Source organism: Allocoleopsis franciscana PCC 7113 (assembly GCF_000317515.1).
Classification (GTDB): domain Bacteria; phylum Cyanobacteriota; class Cyanobacteriia; order Cyanobacteriales; family Coleofasciculaceae; genus Allocoleopsis; species Allocoleopsis franciscana.
The window spans coordinates 3,663,970-3,681,518 of the sequence record NC_019738.1 but is presented as its reverse complement, the minus strand read 5'-3'; the positions used below and the strand labels follow the sequence as shown (position 1 = coordinate 3,681,518).

Sequence of the window (17,549 nt, the reverse complement as noted above, 5' to 3'; positions counted from 1 at the left end):
AAGGCAAGGGGTTATGAAGACGCAGTGGAAAAACAGATGGGTAAAGGTGACGATTTGGCTAGCGATCGAAATCATCTTGAACCTACTGGGACTCGATAATCTTGCCGACTACAGCGAATTCATCTTTGAGCAAAAAATGGCGATCGCCACAAACCAACCTCAAATGGTTGCTCTAGTTCCTCCTCACTATCCAGCAGAGCGCCAGATCACAAGCTTATTCCCTCATACCCAACGGCATTCCAACGTATAACTCTCTGTTCACTTTTACGTTAGCTAAATCTTGGCAAACCCCGCCCTCTACCTTGACTCAGGTGAGCATCGGGAATCTGTTACAAAGACTTTGTTTGAATTCGCGACAAATGTAGTCCATTCGGTATCCACAGAAAAAGCGATCGCCTCCTATATCTCCTATATCTCCTATATATAAAGCGATCGCTTCAATTTCAACAGCATTAGAGGCGGCTCAAGCTACTTGAGAACTCCCAAAACAGCCGTTACCTCAGCCTCTGCAAGAGTTGGTGTAAACAATCCCTTGGCATAAATCTGGGGATTAGCTTGGGCGATTTGGGTATACGATTCGCGAACTTGAGCGTTCACCGCTACCATCTTCACGTCATACATCTGGGTAGCCACCTTGGGGTAGAACCCAATCCCGACAATCAGCACCAGAAAACAGAGCGCAATAAACACTTCACGCGGACTCGCATCGTTATAAAGAGCATCGCCTGGTAAGATACAGTTTGTCCCGAAGCACACAGCCTCCTGACTGCCCTGATTTTCTGAGACTGCATTGGTGACATTGCATGTTGGTGCGGCACCAGAGTTATAAAACACCTGTCGCAACATGGACAGCAGATAGATTGGCGTTAGGATAACTCCTACAGCCGCTAAGAACACCGTCACCGTGCGGAAGGGCGAACTATAGATATCGCTACTTGTCACACCTACAAAAACTGAGAGTTCGCTGATAAAGCCGCTCATTCCAGGCAGCGCCAGCGATGCCATAGCAGCGGCTGTAAACAAAGCAAACACTTTCGGCATCACTTGACCAATCCCGCCCATCTCGTCCATCATCAGCGTGTGGGTGCGATCGTAGGTTACGCCAGCCAGGAAGAACAGCACCGAAGCAATCAAACCATGTGAAATCATCTGCAACAGTGCGCCACTGATACCCACATCAGTGAAGGATGCAATCCCCAACAGGACAAAGCCCATGTGGGAAACTGACGAATAGGCGAGGCGGCGCTTCATATTGGTCTGACCAAAAGAGGCAAAAGCGCCGTAGATAATGTTAACAATACCTAGAATGGCTAGAATCGGTGCAAAATAAACGTGGGCATCGGGGAGAAGCTCTAGATTCAGGCGAATCAATCCATATCCGCCCATCTTCAAGAGTACACCCGCTAAAATCATCGATACAGGAGCAGAGGCTTCGCCGTGGGCGTCAGGTAGCCAGGTGTGCAGGGGGAAAACCGCCAGCTTGACACCAAAGGCAATCAGCAATCCTGCGTAAAGCGGCAATTCTAGAGCCAACGGATAATCTTTCATGGCGAGTTCCACCATATCGAAGGTGATATTGTCGCCGTAGAACGCCATGCCCAGCGCCGCCACCAGAATAAATATAGAAGCTGCTGCGGTATAGAGTAAGAATTTTGTAGCGGCGTAGCGACGCTTCTTCCCACCCCAAATGGAGACGAGAAGGTAGACGGGAACCAACTCCAGTTCCCACATAATGAACAGCAGCATCACGTCTTGCGCGACAAACACCCCTATCTGTGCGGAATACAGCACCAGCATTAGGAAATAAAATAGGCGAGGCTTATAATCGACTTGCCACGCGGCAAACATTGCCAGTGTCGTCACCAGTCCGGCTAGAAGCACCAGGGGGACAGACAAACCATCAACCGAAATTGCCCAGTTTAGACCTAACTGAGGCACCCAGGCATACTTCTCCACGAGTTGAAAACTAGCACTGCTCGCATCGTAATGCTTCCAAAAGACATAGCACATCAAGACAAAATCGGCGATACCTACACCCAGGGCATACCATCGCACGCGCTTGCCTTCTTTATCGGGCAACACAGGGATGGCTAGGGAAGCAACGAGTGGGAGCAGGATAATCGTGGTTAGCCAAGGGAATTGATCCGGCATCATGGCAGTGAGCAAAAATACTTAGCTGTGAATAAGGTTATTCTACTAAGCTTTGTAATTATTTATTTATAAATCTTTATCTAGGAGAGGCATTGGCAGATTTAGGGTTCACAACGTATTGCCAAAAATAACATTTAATGGTAACAAAAGCTTGTCTGTGATAGCTGATCTATACGAATGGCGTGAGTGTTAGAGATTGCACGGTTCGTCCCGCCTGGAAACCCTGTTTGGCCTAGATTAAGGACGCCGTAACACTTTAATCTGAGTATTTCGATTGTCTGCATCCCCTGTAATTCCAGCTAAGAGTTTGCCATCAGGACTGACAACCAGATGACTCATCTGCTGTGTCTCAAGAATTGCTTCTAGTTCGGCTGTTTGCAGATTCCACACCGTCAGCCCCTCCTTGGTGCTGCTAATAATGTCTTCTACTTCAGCAGTACCGGTTGCTTGTGTACGAGAGAGGACGATATTGAGCGAACTTTGGCTAGGAGAAGAGATGACACGTCTGTGTGCCTTAACCGTTCCTGTTTTTAGATCCCGTACCTTCAGAACAACAGGTTTGCTAGATGATGAGGTGGTAACTACCGTCTGTCCGTCTATACTGATGCGTGCAGAACCAATAGATTCAAAAGCCGCTTTTTTCTGGAGAATTTTTTGCTCGTTTGTTGCCAAATCCCACATTATAAGTTTGTTCCCTAATTCAACCAATGCCCTTTTGCCATCGGGACTGATGGTTAAGGGACGGAAATAGGGTGAGTTATTTTTAATCACGAGTGAACCTATTTCTTGGTCAGTGGCAGATAACTTTGGTAATGTTGCTTTTAGGTGACCTGTTACCAAATCCCATACTTTTATCTCATTATAAGTTCTACTAATAATAGTCTTTCCATCTGATGCAATCTCAATCTGGTTAACCCTGTAAGAGTGTCCCTTAAGCATCCGGGGGCGCTGGTTAGAGGTAATATCCCAGATGCGAACCATGAGATCACCACTACCACTCACTACAGTTTTTCCATCAGGAGCGATCGCCAAAGCTTCAATTTCACCCGAATCGCTCTGAAGTGTTTTTTTCAACTCTCCTGTTGACAAATCCCAAATTTTAATCGCCTTATCTTGTCCACCACTGACTAGAGTTTTACCATCAGCACTGATGGCAATAGCAGAGGCGGTGGGATGTCCATCAAGGGAGTGAATGACGGAAAAATTGCAATAGGGAGACTGGATTAAATTTTGCGAACAGTACTTTGATGTTACTGACGGCAATCTACGTTGAACAGAGGGTAAAAAGTACAAAAAGACACCGTTCCAGAGAATAATGGCTGTGATTGCCAAAATCCACAAAGCTCTACGCTTCAGATTACTGGAAATTGTCTGCCCAAGCGGTTCTTCTAGAATGATCTGTGCTAATTCGCGACGGCTGCGATTTGCCTCATACCAAAACGTACACCAGAATACAAATAATAATACAATCGGCATTCCCACAAACTGCAAGGCTGTAATTACATCCACATCCCCAGACAAAGCGCCAAACAGAAAAAGAGGGATTGTGGCGCTGTACCATACCAAGTACCAAAACACTAAAAAAGCTGTGACAAAGGGATGCAATTTCAGCGTGACGCGAATGAGTGTTCCATCAGATGACGGCTCAAATCGCCCCTGGATGTTGGGTATAAATGAGTTGCGGTAGTGAATAATGCGATTGATTTTAAATCCAGAGCTATTGATAGTGCCTTCATAGAGAGCATGGTTGCGAGAAAAAGACCATCGAATTGGCTTTGGGGCTTCGATTTGGGCATCTAGCTGCTCAATGACATCCTCTAAAGGCTTTCGAGTGTGGATAGTAAAGGTATCGTAAGGTAAGAGTTGCATGATTTGTTACTCTTGGGACGGTATAAAACTAGCCAGATTCCTTGGCAATTCCTTTAACTACAGACTCAAACGGGAGTTTTTCGCATTTAGCGATGATGTCCGCTGATAGCTGATGGAAAATTCTTGTCGCTAGCCAATACAAAAATTTATGAAGCTTTCTCAGCTTCCCGAAGAGTGAGTAGGAATACTTTCAGGAATCGCCTCGACTCAAAGTGTAGTTGATTGTTGTAATAGCTCAGGCATCATTACCCTTTCCTGAAAGAAACAATGAGTAATATCAATCAACTAATCATTGAAGGGTGTTTTAATGTTGAATCTGCCACTCCTAAAGGAACTTATTTCCAAAATCTATCTGACCAATCTGTGAGAGTAAAATTTTCAGCGGCTGGACAATGGACTTATAACCCTAACGTTGGCTTTCATTCTGCTGCGGGTCATCCCAATTACCCAAAAGGAACCGAAAATTATAAATTACCTGGTTCTCCCGAAGGTAGCTTAATTGTTCGTCGCGCTAATGGTTCGTTTCAATATGTGGGGACAGAAGCAACAATTGAGTTAAATCCCATGGAAATTGTCTCCTTTGTCTGCAATGATGATGGCGTTTGGGGAGAGGTAGGAGGACATTACGATAATCAAGGTTGCATTAGTGTTATATGGGCTTTACAAATGCAGGACAAGTATGCTCAATTGCGAGACTTTTTAACCGCAGAAAAATGGCAAGAAGCCGACGAAGAAACGGCGAGGTTGATGCTAAAATCTGTTGGTCGAGATTTTGAAGGTTCATTTGAGCGCGACGAACTCTCAAAAATCCCCTGCTCACTCCTGAAAGACTTGGATAAAATTTGGCTATTCGCCTCTCAAGGACGGTTTGGTTTTAGCGTACAAAAAGAGATTTGGGAAAGTGTAGGGGGTTCTCCTCAGACGGAGGATACGGCAATAGCTGAAGGTTTTGGCAATCGCATCGGGCAGTATACCAACGGAAATTGGGTCTATTATGACGACCTTACTTTTAATCTTTCAGCACCAATAGGTCACCTGCCAGCGCTTTGGTGGCGTCGAAGTTGGGTGAATGCTGGTTTTGCCTATCCCATTGATTCTTTGGTGCAAAGACTGAGTACCTGCAAAATTTCTTAATTCATAACTCAAAAATTTAGCTTACAGTCAATCGGTTAATTATGAACATCAAAGCCATTACTCTTGCTGCGATTCTAGGTCTTTCCACACCAGCTATTGCAGACCTTGCTCTTAATTCTTCCGTACTGGCGGCTCCTCCATTTCCCACCGGTACATTTATGGACGATACTTGGTCTGTATCGCTGTGGTTTGAAAATAATTCCTACTTTTATCAAGGGAAGAATATGAAAACGGGGGCTTCTCTGTTATTATCCGGTGCTACAACATCAGGAAATAACCAAAGACGTGTTTTTAGCTGGCGAAATGGCCCTAATCGATATCAAGTTGTGTGGCAACCCAGAGACCCAAATGTGATTCGAGTGCAAGTTTTTTCTTCTAATGGTCGAGAAATTTTGAACCGTCTCCTTTATGCCAATTATGACTAAGTGTCAGTTCACCGATTGTCTGAGGAAACAGGGACTCAAGCCATGAATAAAGCCTGATTCCCCCTGAGGGAGATAGTCACCTCAGTCAGTTGCATAGAGCTATCTTTATGAGTCATACCTTCCTTCTACTGTTAAAACATCAACAGTCGGAGAGTACAGGGTATGACTTTTTACCAAGAGAGTAGCAATTACAGGCGTATCGAATCCGCACAAAGAAACGTCGTCTCTGGCATGAAAACGCTTTTGTTTCATGCCCTTCTAGCCACCTTCGGATGTTGCAGCCTCATCACTGGCTTACAGAAATCTGCCTATGCTGCTAACCTGACTGTCCTCTCTCCATCCGAAAGCGAGTTGAGTACATTATCGAGTGAGTCTCTGCTGGGTCTGGAAAATCGCAACGCTTCAGAAGATTACTCCACAATTTTTTCTGAAACGCAGCCTCTGAGGGAATGGCAACCTATTTTTCTCAGTCAGAACACCGAGGTACCTCTGATCCAAGTTCCTACAGTCATCTTGGATTTGATCAATAGTGTAGAAGTTAATACAGGAGCCTCGTCTCTTGATTCCGATGAATTACTTAAAGTGCGATATCGCATGAATTTGAGCTAGTTGCCTCTATGTGAGGAGAATGGCTTTCGTTATAAGATAATGGGCTGTAGACTCGCCCTAGTTCAGGAGAAAAACGCAGGTGCTGACACTTGGCGTTAACATTGACCACATTGCCACAATTCGGCAGGCACGGCGCACGGTGGAACCCGATCCAGTGGCGGCAGCGGTGTTAGCCGAACTAGCTGGTGCCGATGGCATTACTGTCCATTTACGAGAAGATCGGCGTCATATTCAATACCGGGATGTCTATGTGTTGCGGCAGACGGTGCGGACTCACTTGAATTTGGAAATGGCACCCACGGATGCCATGGTGGCGATCGCACTCGACATTAAACCCAATTATGTGACTCTCGTCCCTGAAAAACGGGAAGAAGTGACAACAGAAGGGGGACTCGATGTCGTCGGTCAAATGCAGCGCATGACTGAAATTGTCACCAACTTGCAAGGTGCAGGGATTCCCGTTAGCCTATTTATCGACGCTGATGTTGCCCAAATCAATGCGGCAGCTTCAACCAGAGCCAAATTTATTGAACTGCACACTGGTCGCTATGCCGATGCCAAGGATGAGGCGAGTCGGGAAAAAGAACTGACGATGCTAGCCAGGGGATGCGAACAAGCCCTCGCCGCTGGCTTACGAGTCAACGCCGGACATGGACTCACCTACTGGAATGTCTACCCCGTTGCTTGCTTAAAAGGCATGGAAGAACTCAATATTGGTCATAGCATCATTTCTAGAGCCGTGCTCGTGGGTCTAGAACGAGCCGTGAAAGAGATGAAACAAGCCATGCGAGGAGAGATGTGAGAGATGACGCTTAACTCATAACAACGGACCCTCAGCCCTAACTACTAACAAAACAACGTTTCCCATGAAAACTTACTATTACCTTGTCGCCAGTCAACGCTTTCTTTTAGAAGAAGAACCCCTTGAGGAAGTCCTCAAAGAGCGTACTAGACACTACCATGAACAGGAAAAAGAAATTGACTTTTGGTTAGTCAAGCAACCAGCCTTCCTAGAGGCACCCCAGATGGCAGAGGTTAAGCAAGCCTGTCCCCAACCCTCCGTAGCCATTATTTCTACGAATCCTCAGTTCATTACCTGGTTAAAGCTGCGCTTAGAATTTGTCAAAACCGGAGAATTTCAGGCACCCTCCGAGGCAATTGCTGACCCCCTGGCATCTCTGGCATCTGTCGCGTGATTAAAGTGGTAAGCTAGGTCGCAAATTGATGTCAGCTTCTCTCGTTAAATCAAAGATTGTAACGGGAGCTTGCGAGGAATCACTGAACCTCAAGCGGTAAGCAAGCTGAATAGCGCACGAGTTTTTAACGCTTACAGACTTCCGGGTGCCACCCAAGCTCGGACAACCTCTTTGACCCAATCAGTTGTCGGGAATCGGTGTTAAGAATGCGCGAGGGGTAGTTGGAAAACCAACAAGTACAGTTAACTGGATTATCTCCAATGCTTAACAAACGTGTACCAGTCCTTAATCCTGACGGAACTCCGGCAATGCCAACCAAAGCATCGAGAGCAAGGCGCTGGATTAGAGACGGGTTTGCCAGAGTAGTAAAGAACGATTTGCCAGTATTTTGTGTTCAACTCGTTAAAGAACCGTCAGGCAAAAATTGCCAAGATATTAGTCTTGGTATTGACCCTGGAAGCTGCTTTACCGGAGTAGCTGTTCAGTCTAAACAAGAAACCTTAATTGGATTGAACCTCAACTTACCCAAAAAGCAAGTTCAAAAACGATTAACAGAACGCGCTGTACTTCGCAGAACACGACGAGGAAGACGAATCAAACGAAACCTTTCGTTTAAACTTCGCAACCACAGACAGAAGAGGTTTAACAATCGTCGGCAATCTAAACTACCTCCCAGTATTCGAGCCAACAAACAACTAGAACTGAGGGTTGTAGACGAATTGCGACGACTGTACCCAATCTGTCATGCTTATGTGGAGCGACTTAATCAGTCAAACAGTCCTGGCTTTACTGTTGCCGCTCAAGGTCAAACATTCCTGATCAAAGAACTAGAGAATCGCGTAAGCGTGACTTTGGTTAAAGGATGGGAAACCGAAGCAACAAGGGAGTGGCTCAAGCTACCCAAGTCCAAAAACAAAGGAGAGCAAACGCCTGCTGCACATGTATCGGATGCCATAGCGCAAGCCGCTAGACACTTTATCCGATATGCGGCTAATACTCATCACAAAGAGCAGACAGGATACCAATGGAAAGGAATAGTTCAGGTGACTCCTTTCACTTTTGGTATCGTAGAACGCCTACCTTCAAGACCCCGAAAAATGCACGATTTGACCGTTGGAGCAGGCGGGGTTCGCGACACTTACGGCGGATTTGATGGAACGCATTCCTTCAAGAACGGGGATTATGTTGAGTACAAAACCAAGCGCTCAACCCTAAAGGGATATATCAGCGCCAACGATTTGTACCAATTCTTCCCTGTTAAAAAGCGACTCAAGCAAGGCGTAACCGACAGAAACACCCGATTGATTAGTTACTCAAGTCACCTGGTTGTAAACTTACATGGAGGACTGGCATTCCTCTCCCGTTAAATCAAAGATTGTAACGGGAGTCTCCTGCCAGAAGAAAAGATGACTTAGGCACGCACACGATCTGTAGGGGCAATCCCTCCGTGGTTGCCCAGCTTTCGCTTTTGCGGAAGATATAGAGGTAATGGGTAAGCCCTAATTTATAGGCGTAATAGCTGAGTGAGGAATGTGAGTTGAGAGTGAGAAATATAGCCTTTCTCCGAGTGAGCTCGGGTCTGTTGACGCTTGTGAGTCTATCTGGGTTCTTTAACTTGGCACAAGCTCAACCATCAATGTCTCCTTGTCAACCCCCCCAGTCGAACGAGTACCTTTTGTTAGTCCGCACTTCAACCCAAGAGAGTCAGGAACAACTGCAACGGACTTTGCCTGCGAATACTCAGTTTACGGTTTGCCGATATTTAGAGGACACGGTAACCCGTGTTTCAGGTTTTAAGCGCGTTGAGGATGCCAATGATTGGGCACGCTATGTGAAGGAAATTGTCGGATTATCAGCCTATGTGCTGCGACCTAGCGCGACAACGGTGTCTACCAATATTCCATCCTATAACCCTCAACCGTTGGGCGAGGGTTATGCTGTTTTGGTGGATTACTTCAATCAGCCGGAAGTGGCTGGAAAGCTCAAGCAACTTCTGGGCAGCGATGTTGGCTTAGTCTCTTATGGGACGCGCCCCTACTTACTCGTGGTGTACACAAACGATCAGAGCAAGGCGAACTCGACTTTGCGAAGATTGAGCGATCGCGGATTTTTGAGCATGGTTGTTGATAGCCGCCGAGTCACCCTACTCCGACCCGTGGTGAACTTTTAAGTCAAACTTTAATTAACCATGTGCTGGGGCTTACCATCTTTTTAAGATTTTTTTTATAAACTGGGGAGTAGAAGAACTCTAACTAAAGGCCGATATGCTTACTGCTTCTAACAATATTCTGCAAGAAGAATGGGTACAATGTTGGCTGGATAAGCTAACTCCCACACAAAAAACCTTGGTTATTGAGGTTTTGAAGAACGGTAATCAGCGTCGGACACCGACTCAAGCGGCTGTGCAAGAAGCCAATGCTGTTGTAACTCATGGTGACCCGAAAGCCACAACTTCTCTATTCCCCTCAAAACCCTAAAACCTTTCTGAGCCATTGAGTTTAGTGAGTTAGATTCCACCCAAAGCGCTTGTTCTACCCGATCTAGGTAAAGAGGAGCTGCTTAATCAGCTTAATAAGCAGGAGCCGCTAAACAGGAAATCGCGATGCCCAACAGCAGTCCAACAATGACCTGAAAAGGGGTATGTCCGAGTAATTCCTTGAGTCGGTCTTCGTTGAAGTCTTTGCCTTCAGTAAATATCTCATCAATGATTTGGTTGAGAATACGTGCTTGCTTACCAGCCGCCTGACGAACACCAGCGGCATCATACATGACGATTACAGCAAAAATTGTAGCGATCGCAAAATCCGGAGAGTCCCATCCCATCGTTTGTCCCACACCTGCGGCTAGGGCGGCAACAAATGCTGAGTGAGCGCTGGGCATACCGCCAGTGGTTACCAAATCGCGAAGATTAAGTTTACGATTTTTGGTGAGTTCAACCAAAAGCTTACAAAGTTGTGCAACTAAACAAGCAATGATCGCAACCAGCAGCACCTGGTTGTTTAGGATGTTGCCAAAGTCCTGCATAGTGTTTTACGGGCAAATGAGAGAATAATCAGGATTACAAAGATTGAGAAGAAAGGCTGAAAGAGAAAGGATGAAGAAGGAAAGATGGAACCAGAGAATCAGCAGAATTGGATTAACCCCCTAGCTCAGTGAAGAACTAACCATTGTTTCACACTTCATCCTTAAAACTTCATCCTTTCCTTAGTGAGTGCGCGTTGTAATGAAATCGGCGATTGCCAAAAGCGGTTGAGCCTTCTCACCAAACAATTCCAATTCGGCTTTGGCTGCATCTATCAGTTGTTGAGCTTTGGTTTTGGATGCCTCAATTCCCCAAAGGCTGGGATAAGTCGCCTTTTGCGCGAGGAGGTCTTTCCCCGCTGTTTTTCCCAGTTCCTCCTGAGTGGCGGTGATATCCAAGATATCATCAACAATCTGAAAGGCTAAGCCGATATTTTTGGCATAACGAGAGAGTCGCTCAATTTCCTCATCAGTTACCCCCCCTAAGATTCCACCACAAACCACACAGGCTTCTAACAAAGCCCCGGTTTTGTGAGTGTGAATAAAAGTCAGGGTTTCCTCCTGAATATCTGAGTTCCCTTCCGATTCTAGGTCAACCACTTGACCGCCCACCAATCCGGCTGCCCCCACTGCCCGACCTAAGCGGGCAACCACCTGCAACACTTGGTGCGCTGGGACATTCTGGGTTTGAGTGGCAACATACTCAAAAGCATAGGCGAGTAAGCCATCTCCTGCCAGAATGGCGATGTCATCACCGTAGACTTTGTGATTCGTCAGCTTGCCCCGGCGGTAGTCATCGTTATCCATTGCCGGGAGGTCATCATGAATCAACGACATGGTGTGAATCATTTCCAGGGCACAGGCTGTTGGCATTGCCATCTCCAGCGTGCCACCGACTAGCTCACAAGTGGCAAGACAAAGTATCGGACGCAAGCGTTTACCCCCTGCTAACAGGGAATAGCGCATAGCCTCATAAATCTTTTCGGGATAGGTGAGGGGAAGAGAACGGTCTAGCGCCGCCTCTACTTGAGCTTGCCGTTGCTTTAAGTACGTTGATAAGTCAAAAGTGAGGGATTCCCCTTTGGGGGCAGGTCGCCCTTCCGTCGCTACCATGCCTTCATTCCTTGATTTTTTGTCACTGTTTTAACAATTCTACGGGGCGTTGGCGTCGTTATGATTGCGATCGTTTATAGCTGAGTACAGTATTGTGTAATAACATAGCAACGGTCATCGCACCAACACCCCCCGGTACGGGGGTAATAGATTGGGCAATCTCCCGAACCGTGTCAAAATGAACATCGCCGACTAGACGGGATTGACCACTGGAATCAGAGACGCGATTAATCCCAACATCAATCACCACGGATTGAGGTTTGACCATGTCAGCCGTGATGAATTGGGTGCGTCCGATGGCTGCAATCAGAATGTCCGCACTGCGCGTAAGTTCCTTGAGGTTTTCGGTTCGCGAATGGGCAATCGTCACCGTCGCATCGGCTTCTAGCAGCATCAGCGACATCGGTTTACCCACCAAAATACTGCGTCCGACCACAACAGCCTGTTTGCCCTTAACCTCAATTTGGTACTCCCGTAACAGACGCATCACCCCGGCTGGCGTGCAACTTCGCAATCCAGACTCTCCCCGTACCAAACGCCCTAGGCTAACTGGATGCAGTCCATCCACGTCTTTATCCGGATTAATTTGGTGAAGTAATGAAACAGCATTTAAATGATCGGGTAAAGGCAGTTGGACAAGAATGCCATCGACGCGCTCATCTTGATTCAGGGCTTCAATGGTTTGCTCTAGTTCGGTTTGGGACGTGTTTTCTGGGAAATGATGCCCGAAAGACGCAATCCCTGCCTTAGCGCAAGCACGCTCTTTCCCCCGCACGTAGGCGGCGCTAGCCGGGTTGTCACCAACCATCAACACGGCTAATCCTGGAGGACGCCCGAAGGTTGAGAGTAGCTGAGCGACCTCTTCAGAGATCTGAGCCTGAATTCGTTGAGCAAGAGCTTTACCATCTAGTATGTGGGCGTAGGTTGAGTCCATCGCAATTGTCAGAGCGTTTTCTGTGGAACTTGAGTATCTGCTTGTTTGAGCAGGTCAACCATAAACCATAACAGTTTCGCAGATTTCGCTCATCTATTAACAACGATTAACTCATGTATCGTGCAAAGGCAAAAGCCGGGAAATAATGTTTATGAAACCTATGGCGCTGATGCTCGTAAAAATTAAGCCGATGCCCTCTAAAAAGGCAATCAGCAAATCCTCCCCCTCTTCCCTTTGGGGGGGGTGCAAGCCACTGTCACGCAGAGTTTACCTTTTCCCTTTGTGCTGTTTAGTTTTGGGGATAGGGTTGGTTGGCTGTAATCACTCCGATTTCCTGGGATTGGGTAGCTTCAATTGGGGCAATATGGGGGGGAATCCTACTAAAATCAGTGATATTCCCCAAAATCCTAATGTTGACACCCTTGTGTATCTTCAGGGTCAAGTGACTAATCGTGCACCGCTTTTAAGTTCTGGTGCTTACCAACTCAAGGATACAACTGGCACAATTTGGGTGTTCACCAACCAAACTCTGCCCAACGTTGGTGATCAAGTCTCAATTAAGGGTAAAGTGCAGTTTCAAAGCATTCCCATTGGTATGCAAGAGCTAGGCGAAGTTTATGTTCAACAAAAGCAGTTGTTGAATCGAAAAGCCAGCCAACCCGAACAACCCCGAAAGGATGAAGGATGATGGATAATAGTCAGCCCGTTGAAGTGGCGATCGCGATTCTCTACTCCTCGGATCGATTTCTGATGCAACTACGAGATAACATTCCTGGCATCTTCTATCCGGGACATTGGGGCTTTTTTGGAGGTCATCTCGATCCGGGCGAGACACCTGAAGCCGCAGTAAAACGGGAACTTTGGGAAGAAATTAGCTATACCCCACCCTGGGTATCCAAGTTCGGCTGCTATTCGGATGCCAAAGTGATTCGCCATGTTTTTCATGCCCCCCTAACCGTGGAAGTAGAGCAATTGGTACTCAAAGAAGGCTGGGATATGGGTTTATTAACCCCCGAACAGATTAAAGCGGGTCATTGCTACTCTCAAAAGGCGGATCAGGTACGTCCTATCGGAACTCCTCATCAACAAATTTTATTGGAATTTATTGACCAAGGGATTTGGACAATGGCTAGTGCAGCGCGGCAGAAATAACCCACCAGTCCAAAAAGGTTAAAAAGCTTAGTATACAAGCGTTCTTACCTTCTTTTTTCTGCCTTCTTTTTTCTGCCTTCTTTTTTCTGCCTTCTTGCACTAGCAACAATCAAGCGGGACACTTGACTTAATAGTTCGTGGTTTAATCCTCGGACATACCCCCAAAGGTAGAGGTAGTGACTAGGGCTTTAGAGCCATAAAGGTAAGTAACTCTGTTTCGTAGAAAAGGTTTATTGAGTGTGGATTCCCCCTGGCAGGTTCCACTACCCCGACAAGAGCAGACAACCAGCCGAGTCGTGGTCTATTTTGATAATGGCGGCTGGATTCCTATTACTTTCTATCCTTTGGTTGATGCTATTGCGCTACATCGTATGGGACTGAGTTCGGGAATGGATATTGTGGTATTTCCTCCGGATTTAGACCCTAGGTTTTTTGACAGTTCGTTCATTCGATCACATTCCCCGATAGGCCGACAATCCAAGCAGGAACTTCTTCAAACATGGTAAAAATATCTGGCCTAAGTAGCCAGATATTTATCAGGAGAATGGAGCAATGAAGGGATAAAAGTTATCCGGATTTCTAAGAAGAAGAATTTAGTTAAATCTTTTAGGAAGTACACGATTCAAAACTTGCTTGCCATTCGGACCAATGACTTGCAAATTAATCATACGAGGATTGCTCGGTTGCCATGAGACTTGATAATCCGTAGAATTATAACGCCAAGTATAAATACGATTATCGCCATCAATTGATTGTTCAGGGCTTGATAAGAAAAGAGTAGCCCCTGTCTGATGGTTCTTAACACTGTAGTTGTACAAATTATTTTCCTGCCATAGGGATACCGTCCAAAGACCATCACTAAATCCGCCTAATGGCTCTGTTAATTGCGGCTCCTCGGCATGAGCTTGATTATTAATGACTAGGTCTGTAATTGCAGGTGCAGCAAGACCTAAAATTGCAATAATAGCAAAAGTTTTGATGTTCATGCTTGACCTTTTTTACCTTCCTATTTCAGAACAGATGAAGTAAGAGAATTAGGAGCAAACTTATTGTCTCATCTAAATTTGGACATGGCTCACTTCTCATGACTATCCCTAAAATCGCTATTGGCGATTCTGATAGTCTTAACCTAGTATGCCTTCTCTTTTAAGAGAAAATTAAGGGTTTACAAACTCTTTACGTCCCGACTTCGCTTCTTTATAAGCCCTCAATCTTGACATTAAAATTTCCTTGTTCATCCTTCACCGTGACTTGAGCATTACGGACTTGACCCTGTTTATCGGTAACTTTACAGGTGAATATATCTCCCGCTTTAGAAACTCGGCGTTTGCCACCGCAATCAGCCGTAACATCTAGCTTCGCTTTGTCCTTAAACGCTTTTTGCAGTAAGTCTTCAACCTTCGATAAGTTTAATAATCTTCCCTTGACTTTCGAGTCAAAACGGCCTTCGTCGTTCTCAACCTGAATTTCTATACCAAACTTAACGCCCTGCGCGATCGCCTGACATTCAAAAATACTTCCAGCCTGAAAATTGGCATCTTCTGGACAAGTGACGGACTCAATCGCAAGCCCCACTTGCTCTGTGTAAAGGTTCTTGAGTGCCGCCTCTGCCTTTATTACCTTCGCCGCTTGTGTAATATTTTCAGTACTTGGGGACGTTGTGGCAGTTGGAAAACTGGAGGCAGTCGGGGTATGATTGCAGCTTGCCAAAACAGCCATTGAGCTGATGGCTAGCCAGAACAGGAAGAAGAGTGGCTTGATTTTGCCAGGGTTAATCGACTTTTGGTTCATCGGAATTCCCTTTAGTTTTTACGGGCACGAGTGGCAGAATCAATACTGTCCTCTCAAAAGATCTATTCTGGCGTAGCACAAGAGTATGGTAAAAACACAAGCAATCGACTATTCAGGGAATTGAGTTATGTCGAACCATCGCACCGCTTACCGCCTCACTCCAGAAGAAAGTAATAACCTCAAACGTGCTGCCGATTATTCTTCCGTGCAGTCCCTTCCTGAAATTTGGCCTCTTGCTGCTCAACGCTTTAAGAATATTGTTGCTCTCCAAGACCCTCATGGTGTCGGAGCGCTTGGTGCTAAACCTTCGTCCCTCACCTATGCCCAGTTATATCAGCAGATTCAGCAATTTGCGGCTGGGTTGCAATCACTGGGGTTCAAGACAGAATTGGATGAAACAGGACTTCCGACTCGGATTGCTCTGTTTGCCGACAACAGTCCCCGATGGATGATTGCCGATCAGGGCATCATTACAGCAGGGGCGGCAAATGCTGTGCGTAGCGCTCAGGCAGACCGAGAAGAACTACTCTATATCCTGGAAGATAGCGGTAGCATCGGTTTAGTGGTGGAAAACCTCGCCTTGCTGAAAAGTTTGCGCGATCGCTTAGACTCTCTTCCCATTGGTTGGGTGATTCTCCTCTCCGAAGAACAGCCGCCGGAAGGCGAAACGCTGAAGATTATCAACTACGCCCAGTTAATGGCAGCCGGGGCATCCCACCCCCTAACGAGTGTTATCCACCATCGGGATACTTTAGCCACCCTACTCTACACCTCTGGTACCACCGGCAAGCCCAAGGGCGTCATGCTGACTCATGGGAACTTGCTACATCAAGTTGTAAACATTGGTTCCGTATGGTTACCAGAACCGGGCGATAAAGTTCTTTCCATCCTTCCGAGTTGGCACGCCTACGAGCGAGCGGTTGAGTATTTCATCCTTTCCCAAGGTTGCACGCAGATTTATACGAATTTACGCAACGTCAAAAAAGACCTGAGAGAATTTAAACCCCAATTGATGGTCGGTGTACCACGACTGTGGGAATCCATTTACGAAGGCGTGCAAAAGCAGTTCCGCGAACAGCCTGCCAATAAGCAGCGATTGGTACAAAACTTCCTGAACGTAAGTAAACGTTACATTGAGGCACGGCGACTAGCGCAGGGATTGAGCTTAGGCAACCTCCAACCCTCCGCCATCGAACGACTAAAAGCCCGTGTCCAAGCCACTGTCCTCTGGCCGGTTCATCAACTAGCAAACAAGATCGTTTATCAAAAAGTCCGCGAAGCCACCGGCGGACAAATTAAGATCGTCATTAGCGGTGGTGGTTCCCTGGCAAGGCACTTGGACGACTTTTTTGAGATTATTGGGGTAGAAGTGTTGGTGGGCTACGGTTTGACAGAAACCTCTCCTGTGACCAACGTGCGCCGTCCTTGGCGGAACTTGCGCTATAGTTCAGGCCCACCCATGCCCGGTACAGAAATTCGGATTGTTAACCCCGAAACTCGTCAACTTCTGCCTCAAGGACAGCAGGGTTTAGTCATGGTACGGGGTCCACAAGTAATGCAAGGCTATTATAAAAAACCGGAAGCCACGGCCAAAGCAATTGATGCCGACGGTTGGTTTGATACGGGGGATTTGGGTTGGGTGACACCGGAAAATCACCTGGTGCTGACCGGTCGGGCCAAGGACACGATTGTCTTAACCAATGGTGAAAATATTGAGCCGCAGCCGATTGAAGATGCTTGCATACGCAGTGCTTATATCGATCAGATTATGTTAGTGGGTCAAGACCAGCGATCGCTCGGTGCATTAATTGTTCCTAATCTCGAAGCCTTACAACAGTGGGCTGCCGCTCAAAATCTTAACCTGCGTCTCCCTGATGCTGTGTCCCCTCAGTCTGCCGCACCACCAGAGGAGTTCCGGACAGCTATTGACCTTCAGAGTAAAGAGGTTCAGAGCTTATTCCGTAGCGAACTAAACCGAGAGGTCAAAAATCGCCCAGGTTATCGCCCTGATGACCGGATTGGCTCTTTTGAGTTGATTTTAGAACCATTTTCTCTGGAAAATGGCATGATGACTCAAACCTTGAAAATCCGGCGACCCGTTGTTATGGAACGTTATCACGATATTATTATCGGGATGTTTGCCTGATTCAGGTG

Annotated in this window: 19 protein-coding genes; 12 read left to right on the top strand and 7 right to left on the bottom strand. The window is 46.5% G+C overall.

Going from position 1 to position 17,549, the window contains the following annotated elements:
• The first annotated feature begins 13 nt into the window (after positions 1–13).
• Positions 14–250, top strand: coding sequence for a hypothetical protein (locus MIC7113_RS15470; RefSeq protein WP_015183094.1), 237 nt, complete (start codon positions 14–16; stop codon positions 248–250).
• 218 nt (positions 251–468) lie between these two features.
• Here the strand turns inward: MIC7113_RS15470 and MIC7113_RS15465 are convergent, their stop codons facing one another.
• Both MIC7113_RS15465 and MIC7113_RS33395 read right to left on the bottom strand, forming a co-directional pair.
• The gene (locus MIC7113_RS15465; RefSeq protein WP_015183093.1) at positions 469–2,154 is read right to left on the bottom strand and encodes an NAD(P)H-quinone oxidoreductase subunit 4; all 1,686 of its coding nucleotides are present in this window, start codon (positions 2,152–2,154) and stop codon (positions 469–471) included.
• Positions 2,155–2,388: 234 nt separating this feature from the next.
• On the bottom strand, positions 2,389–4,020 hold the full coding sequence (locus tag MIC7113_RS33395; RefSeq protein ID WP_015183092.1) for a WD40 repeat domain-containing protein: 1,632 nt from the start codon (positions 4,018–4,020) through the stop codon (positions 2,389–2,391).
• A gap of 267 nt (positions 4,021–4,287) precedes the next feature.
• Between MIC7113_RS33395 and MIC7113_RS33390 the strand changes: the two genes are divergently transcribed.
• The 8 genes from MIC7113_RS33390 to MIC7113_RS15420 all read left to right on the top strand — a co-directional run bounded on the left by MIC7113_RS33390 (position 4,288) and on the right by MIC7113_RS15420 (position 9,861).
• Entirely contained in the window at positions 4,288–5,154 is an 867-nt protein-coding gene (locus MIC7113_RS33390) for a GUN4 domain-containing protein (RefSeq protein ID WP_015183091.1), read from the top strand.
• Between the two features lie 41 nt (positions 5,155–5,195).
• Entirely contained in the window at positions 5,196–5,579 is a 384-nt protein-coding gene (locus tag MIC7113_RS15450) for a hypothetical protein (protein WP_015183090.1), read from the top strand.
• 162 nt (positions 5,580–5,741) lie between these two features.
• Positions 5,742–6,188 carry a hypothetical protein gene (locus MIC7113_RS15445; protein ID WP_015183089.1) on the top strand — a complete coding sequence of 149 codons (447 nt, stop codon included), beginning with the start codon at positions 5,742–5,744 and terminating at the stop codon, positions 6,186–6,188.
• 79 nt (positions 6,189–6,267) lie between these two features.
• Positions 6,268–6,990, top strand: a complete 723-nt coding sequence (locus MIC7113_RS15440; protein WP_015183088.1) for a pyridoxine 5'-phosphate synthase — start codon at positions 6,268–6,270, stop codon at positions 6,988–6,990.
• Between the two features lie 64 nt (positions 6,991–7,054).
• Complete coding sequence (locus tag MIC7113_RS15435; RefSeq protein WP_015183087.1) at positions 7,055–7,384, top strand: MgPME-cyclase complex family protein; 330 nt, start codon at positions 7,055–7,057, stop codon at positions 7,382–7,384.
• A gap of 260 nt (positions 7,385–7,644) precedes the next feature.
• A complete protein-coding gene (locus MIC7113_RS15430; RefSeq protein ID WP_015183086.1) occupies positions 7,645–8,751 on the top strand; it encodes an RRXRR domain-containing protein in 1,107 nt (368 codons plus the stop codon).
• Positions 8,752–9,020: 269 nt separating this feature from the next.
• Positions 9,021–9,554 (top strand): hypothetical protein, encoded by a 534-nt coding sequence (locus tag MIC7113_RS15425; protein WP_226883655.1) that lies wholly within the window; start codon positions 9,021–9,023, stop codon positions 9,552–9,554.
• 94 nt (positions 9,555–9,648) lie between these two features.
• Entirely contained in the window at positions 9,649–9,861 is a 213-nt protein-coding gene (locus MIC7113_RS15420; RefSeq protein WP_015183084.1) for a hypothetical protein, read from the top strand.
• 91 nt (positions 9,862–9,952) lie between these two features.
• On the opposite strand, the gene MIC7113_RS15415 is transcribed toward MIC7113_RS15420, so the two are convergent.
• The 3 genes from MIC7113_RS15415 to folD form a co-directional block, all read right to left on the bottom strand.
• Entirely contained in the window at positions 9,953–10,408 is a 456-nt protein-coding gene (locus MIC7113_RS15415) for a divergent PAP2 family protein (RefSeq protein WP_015183083.1), read from the bottom strand.
• A 180-nt stretch (positions 10,409–10,588) separates the two neighbouring features.
• Positions 10,589–11,518, bottom strand: coding sequence for a geranylgeranyl diphosphate synthase CrtE (gene crtE, locus MIC7113_RS15410; RefSeq protein WP_015183082.1), 930 nt, complete (start codon positions 11,516–11,518; stop codon positions 10,589–10,591).
• 58 nt (positions 11,519–11,576) lie between these two features.
• A complete protein-coding gene (gene folD, locus MIC7113_RS15405) occupies positions 11,577–12,452 on the bottom strand; it encodes a bifunctional methylenetetrahydrofolate dehydrogenase/methenyltetrahydrofolate cyclohydrolase FolD (protein WP_015183081.1) in 876 nt (291 codons plus the stop codon).
• 151 nt (positions 12,453–12,603) lie between these two features.
• Between folD and MIC7113_RS15400 the strand changes: the two genes are divergently transcribed.
• A complete protein-coding gene (locus tag MIC7113_RS15400; protein ID WP_226883654.1) occupies positions 12,604–13,140 on the top strand; it encodes a hypothetical protein in 537 nt (178 codons plus the stop codon).
• On the top strand, positions 13,137–13,604 hold the full coding sequence (locus MIC7113_RS15395; RefSeq protein WP_015183079.1) for an NUDIX hydrolase: 468 nt from the start codon (positions 13,137–13,139) through the stop codon (positions 13,602–13,604). Before MIC7113_RS15400 ends, MIC7113_RS15395 begins: the two co-directional genes overlap by 4 nt.
• Positions 13,605–14,197: 593 nt before the next feature.
• On the opposite strand, the gene MIC7113_RS15390 is transcribed toward MIC7113_RS15395, so the two are convergent.
• On the bottom strand, positions 14,198–14,590 hold the full coding sequence (locus MIC7113_RS15390) for a hypothetical protein (protein WP_015183078.1): 393 nt from the start codon (positions 14,588–14,590) through the stop codon (positions 14,198–14,200).
• A gap of 211 nt (positions 14,591–14,801) precedes the next feature.
• Entirely contained in the window at positions 14,802–15,395 is a 594-nt protein-coding gene (locus MIC7113_RS15385; RefSeq protein WP_015183077.1) for a DUF4333 domain-containing protein, read from the bottom strand.
• 127 nt (positions 15,396–15,522) lie between these two features.
• On the opposite strand from MIC7113_RS15385, the gene MIC7113_RS15380 reads away from it, so the two are divergent.
• Positions 15,523–17,541: an AMP-dependent synthetase/ligase gene (locus MIC7113_RS15380; RefSeq protein ID WP_015183076.1), complete on the top strand. Its 2,019-nt coding sequence runs from the start codon at positions 15,523–15,525 to the stop codon at positions 17,539–17,541.
• Positions 17,542–17,549 lie beyond the last annotated feature (8 nt).

Excerpts from the sequence above, each read along its gene's own strand:
- MIC7113_RS15470 (WP_015183094.1), top strand. The coding sequence starts at position 14 with ATGAAGACGCAGTGGAAAAACAGATGGGTAAAGGTGACGATTTGGCTA.
- MIC7113_RS15465 (WP_015183093.1), bottom strand. The coding sequence starts at position 2,154 with ATGATGCCGGATCAATTCCCTTGGCTAACCACGATTATCCTGCTCCCA.
- MIC7113_RS33395 (WP_015183092.1), bottom strand. The coding sequence starts at position 4,020 with ATGCAACTCTTACCTTACGATACCTTTACTATCCACACTCGAAAGCCT.
- MIC7113_RS33390 (WP_015183091.1), top strand. The coding sequence starts at position 4,288 with ATGAGTAATATCAATCAACTAATCATTGAAGGGTGTTTTAATGTTGAA.
- MIC7113_RS15450 (WP_015183090.1), top strand. The coding sequence starts at position 5,196 with ATGAACATCAAAGCCATTACTCTTGCTGCGATTCTAGGTCTTTCCACA.
- MIC7113_RS15445 (WP_015183089.1), top strand. The coding sequence starts at position 5,742 with ATGACTTTTTACCAAGAGAGTAGCAATTACAGGCGTATCGAATCCGCA.
- MIC7113_RS15435 (WP_015183087.1), top strand. The coding sequence starts at position 7,055 with ATGAAAACTTACTATTACCTTGTCGCCAGTCAACGCTTTCTTTTAGAA.
- MIC7113_RS15430 (WP_015183086.1), top strand. The coding sequence starts at position 7,645 with ATGCTTAACAAACGTGTACCAGTCCTTAATCCTGACGGAACTCCGGCA.
- MIC7113_RS15425 (WP_226883655.1), top strand. The coding sequence starts at position 9,021 with ATGTCTCCTTGTCAACCCCCCCAGTCGAACGAGTACCTTTTGTTAGTC.
- MIC7113_RS15420 (WP_015183084.1), top strand. The coding sequence starts at position 9,649 with ATGCTTACTGCTTCTAACAATATTCTGCAAGAAGAATGGGTACAATGT.
- MIC7113_RS15415 (WP_015183083.1), bottom strand. The coding sequence starts at position 10,408 with ATGCAGGACTTTGGCAACATCCTAAACAACCAGGTGCTGCTGGTTGCG.
- crtE (WP_015183082.1), bottom strand. The coding sequence starts at position 11,518 with ATGGTAGCGACGGAAGGGCGACCTGCCCCCAAAGGGGAATCCCTCACT.
- folD (WP_015183081.1), bottom strand. The coding sequence starts at position 12,452 with ATGGACTCAACCTACGCCCACATACTAGATGGTAAAGCTCTTGCTCAA.
- MIC7113_RS15400 (WP_226883654.1), top strand. The coding sequence starts at position 12,604 with ATGAAACCTATGGCGCTGATGCTCGTAAAAATTAAGCCGATGCCCTCT.
- MIC7113_RS15395 (WP_015183079.1), top strand. The coding sequence starts at position 13,137 with ATGATGGATAATAGTCAGCCCGTTGAAGTGGCGATCGCGATTCTCTAC.
- MIC7113_RS15390 (WP_015183078.1), bottom strand. The coding sequence starts at position 14,590 with ATGAACATCAAAACTTTTGCTATTATTGCAATTTTAGGTCTTGCTGCA.
- MIC7113_RS15385 (WP_015183077.1), bottom strand. The coding sequence starts at position 15,395 with ATGAACCAAAAGTCGATTAACCCTGGCAAAATCAAGCCACTCTTCTTC.
- MIC7113_RS15380 (WP_015183076.1), top strand. The coding sequence starts at position 15,523 with ATGTCGAACCATCGCACCGCTTACCGCCTCACTCCAGAAGAAAGTAAT.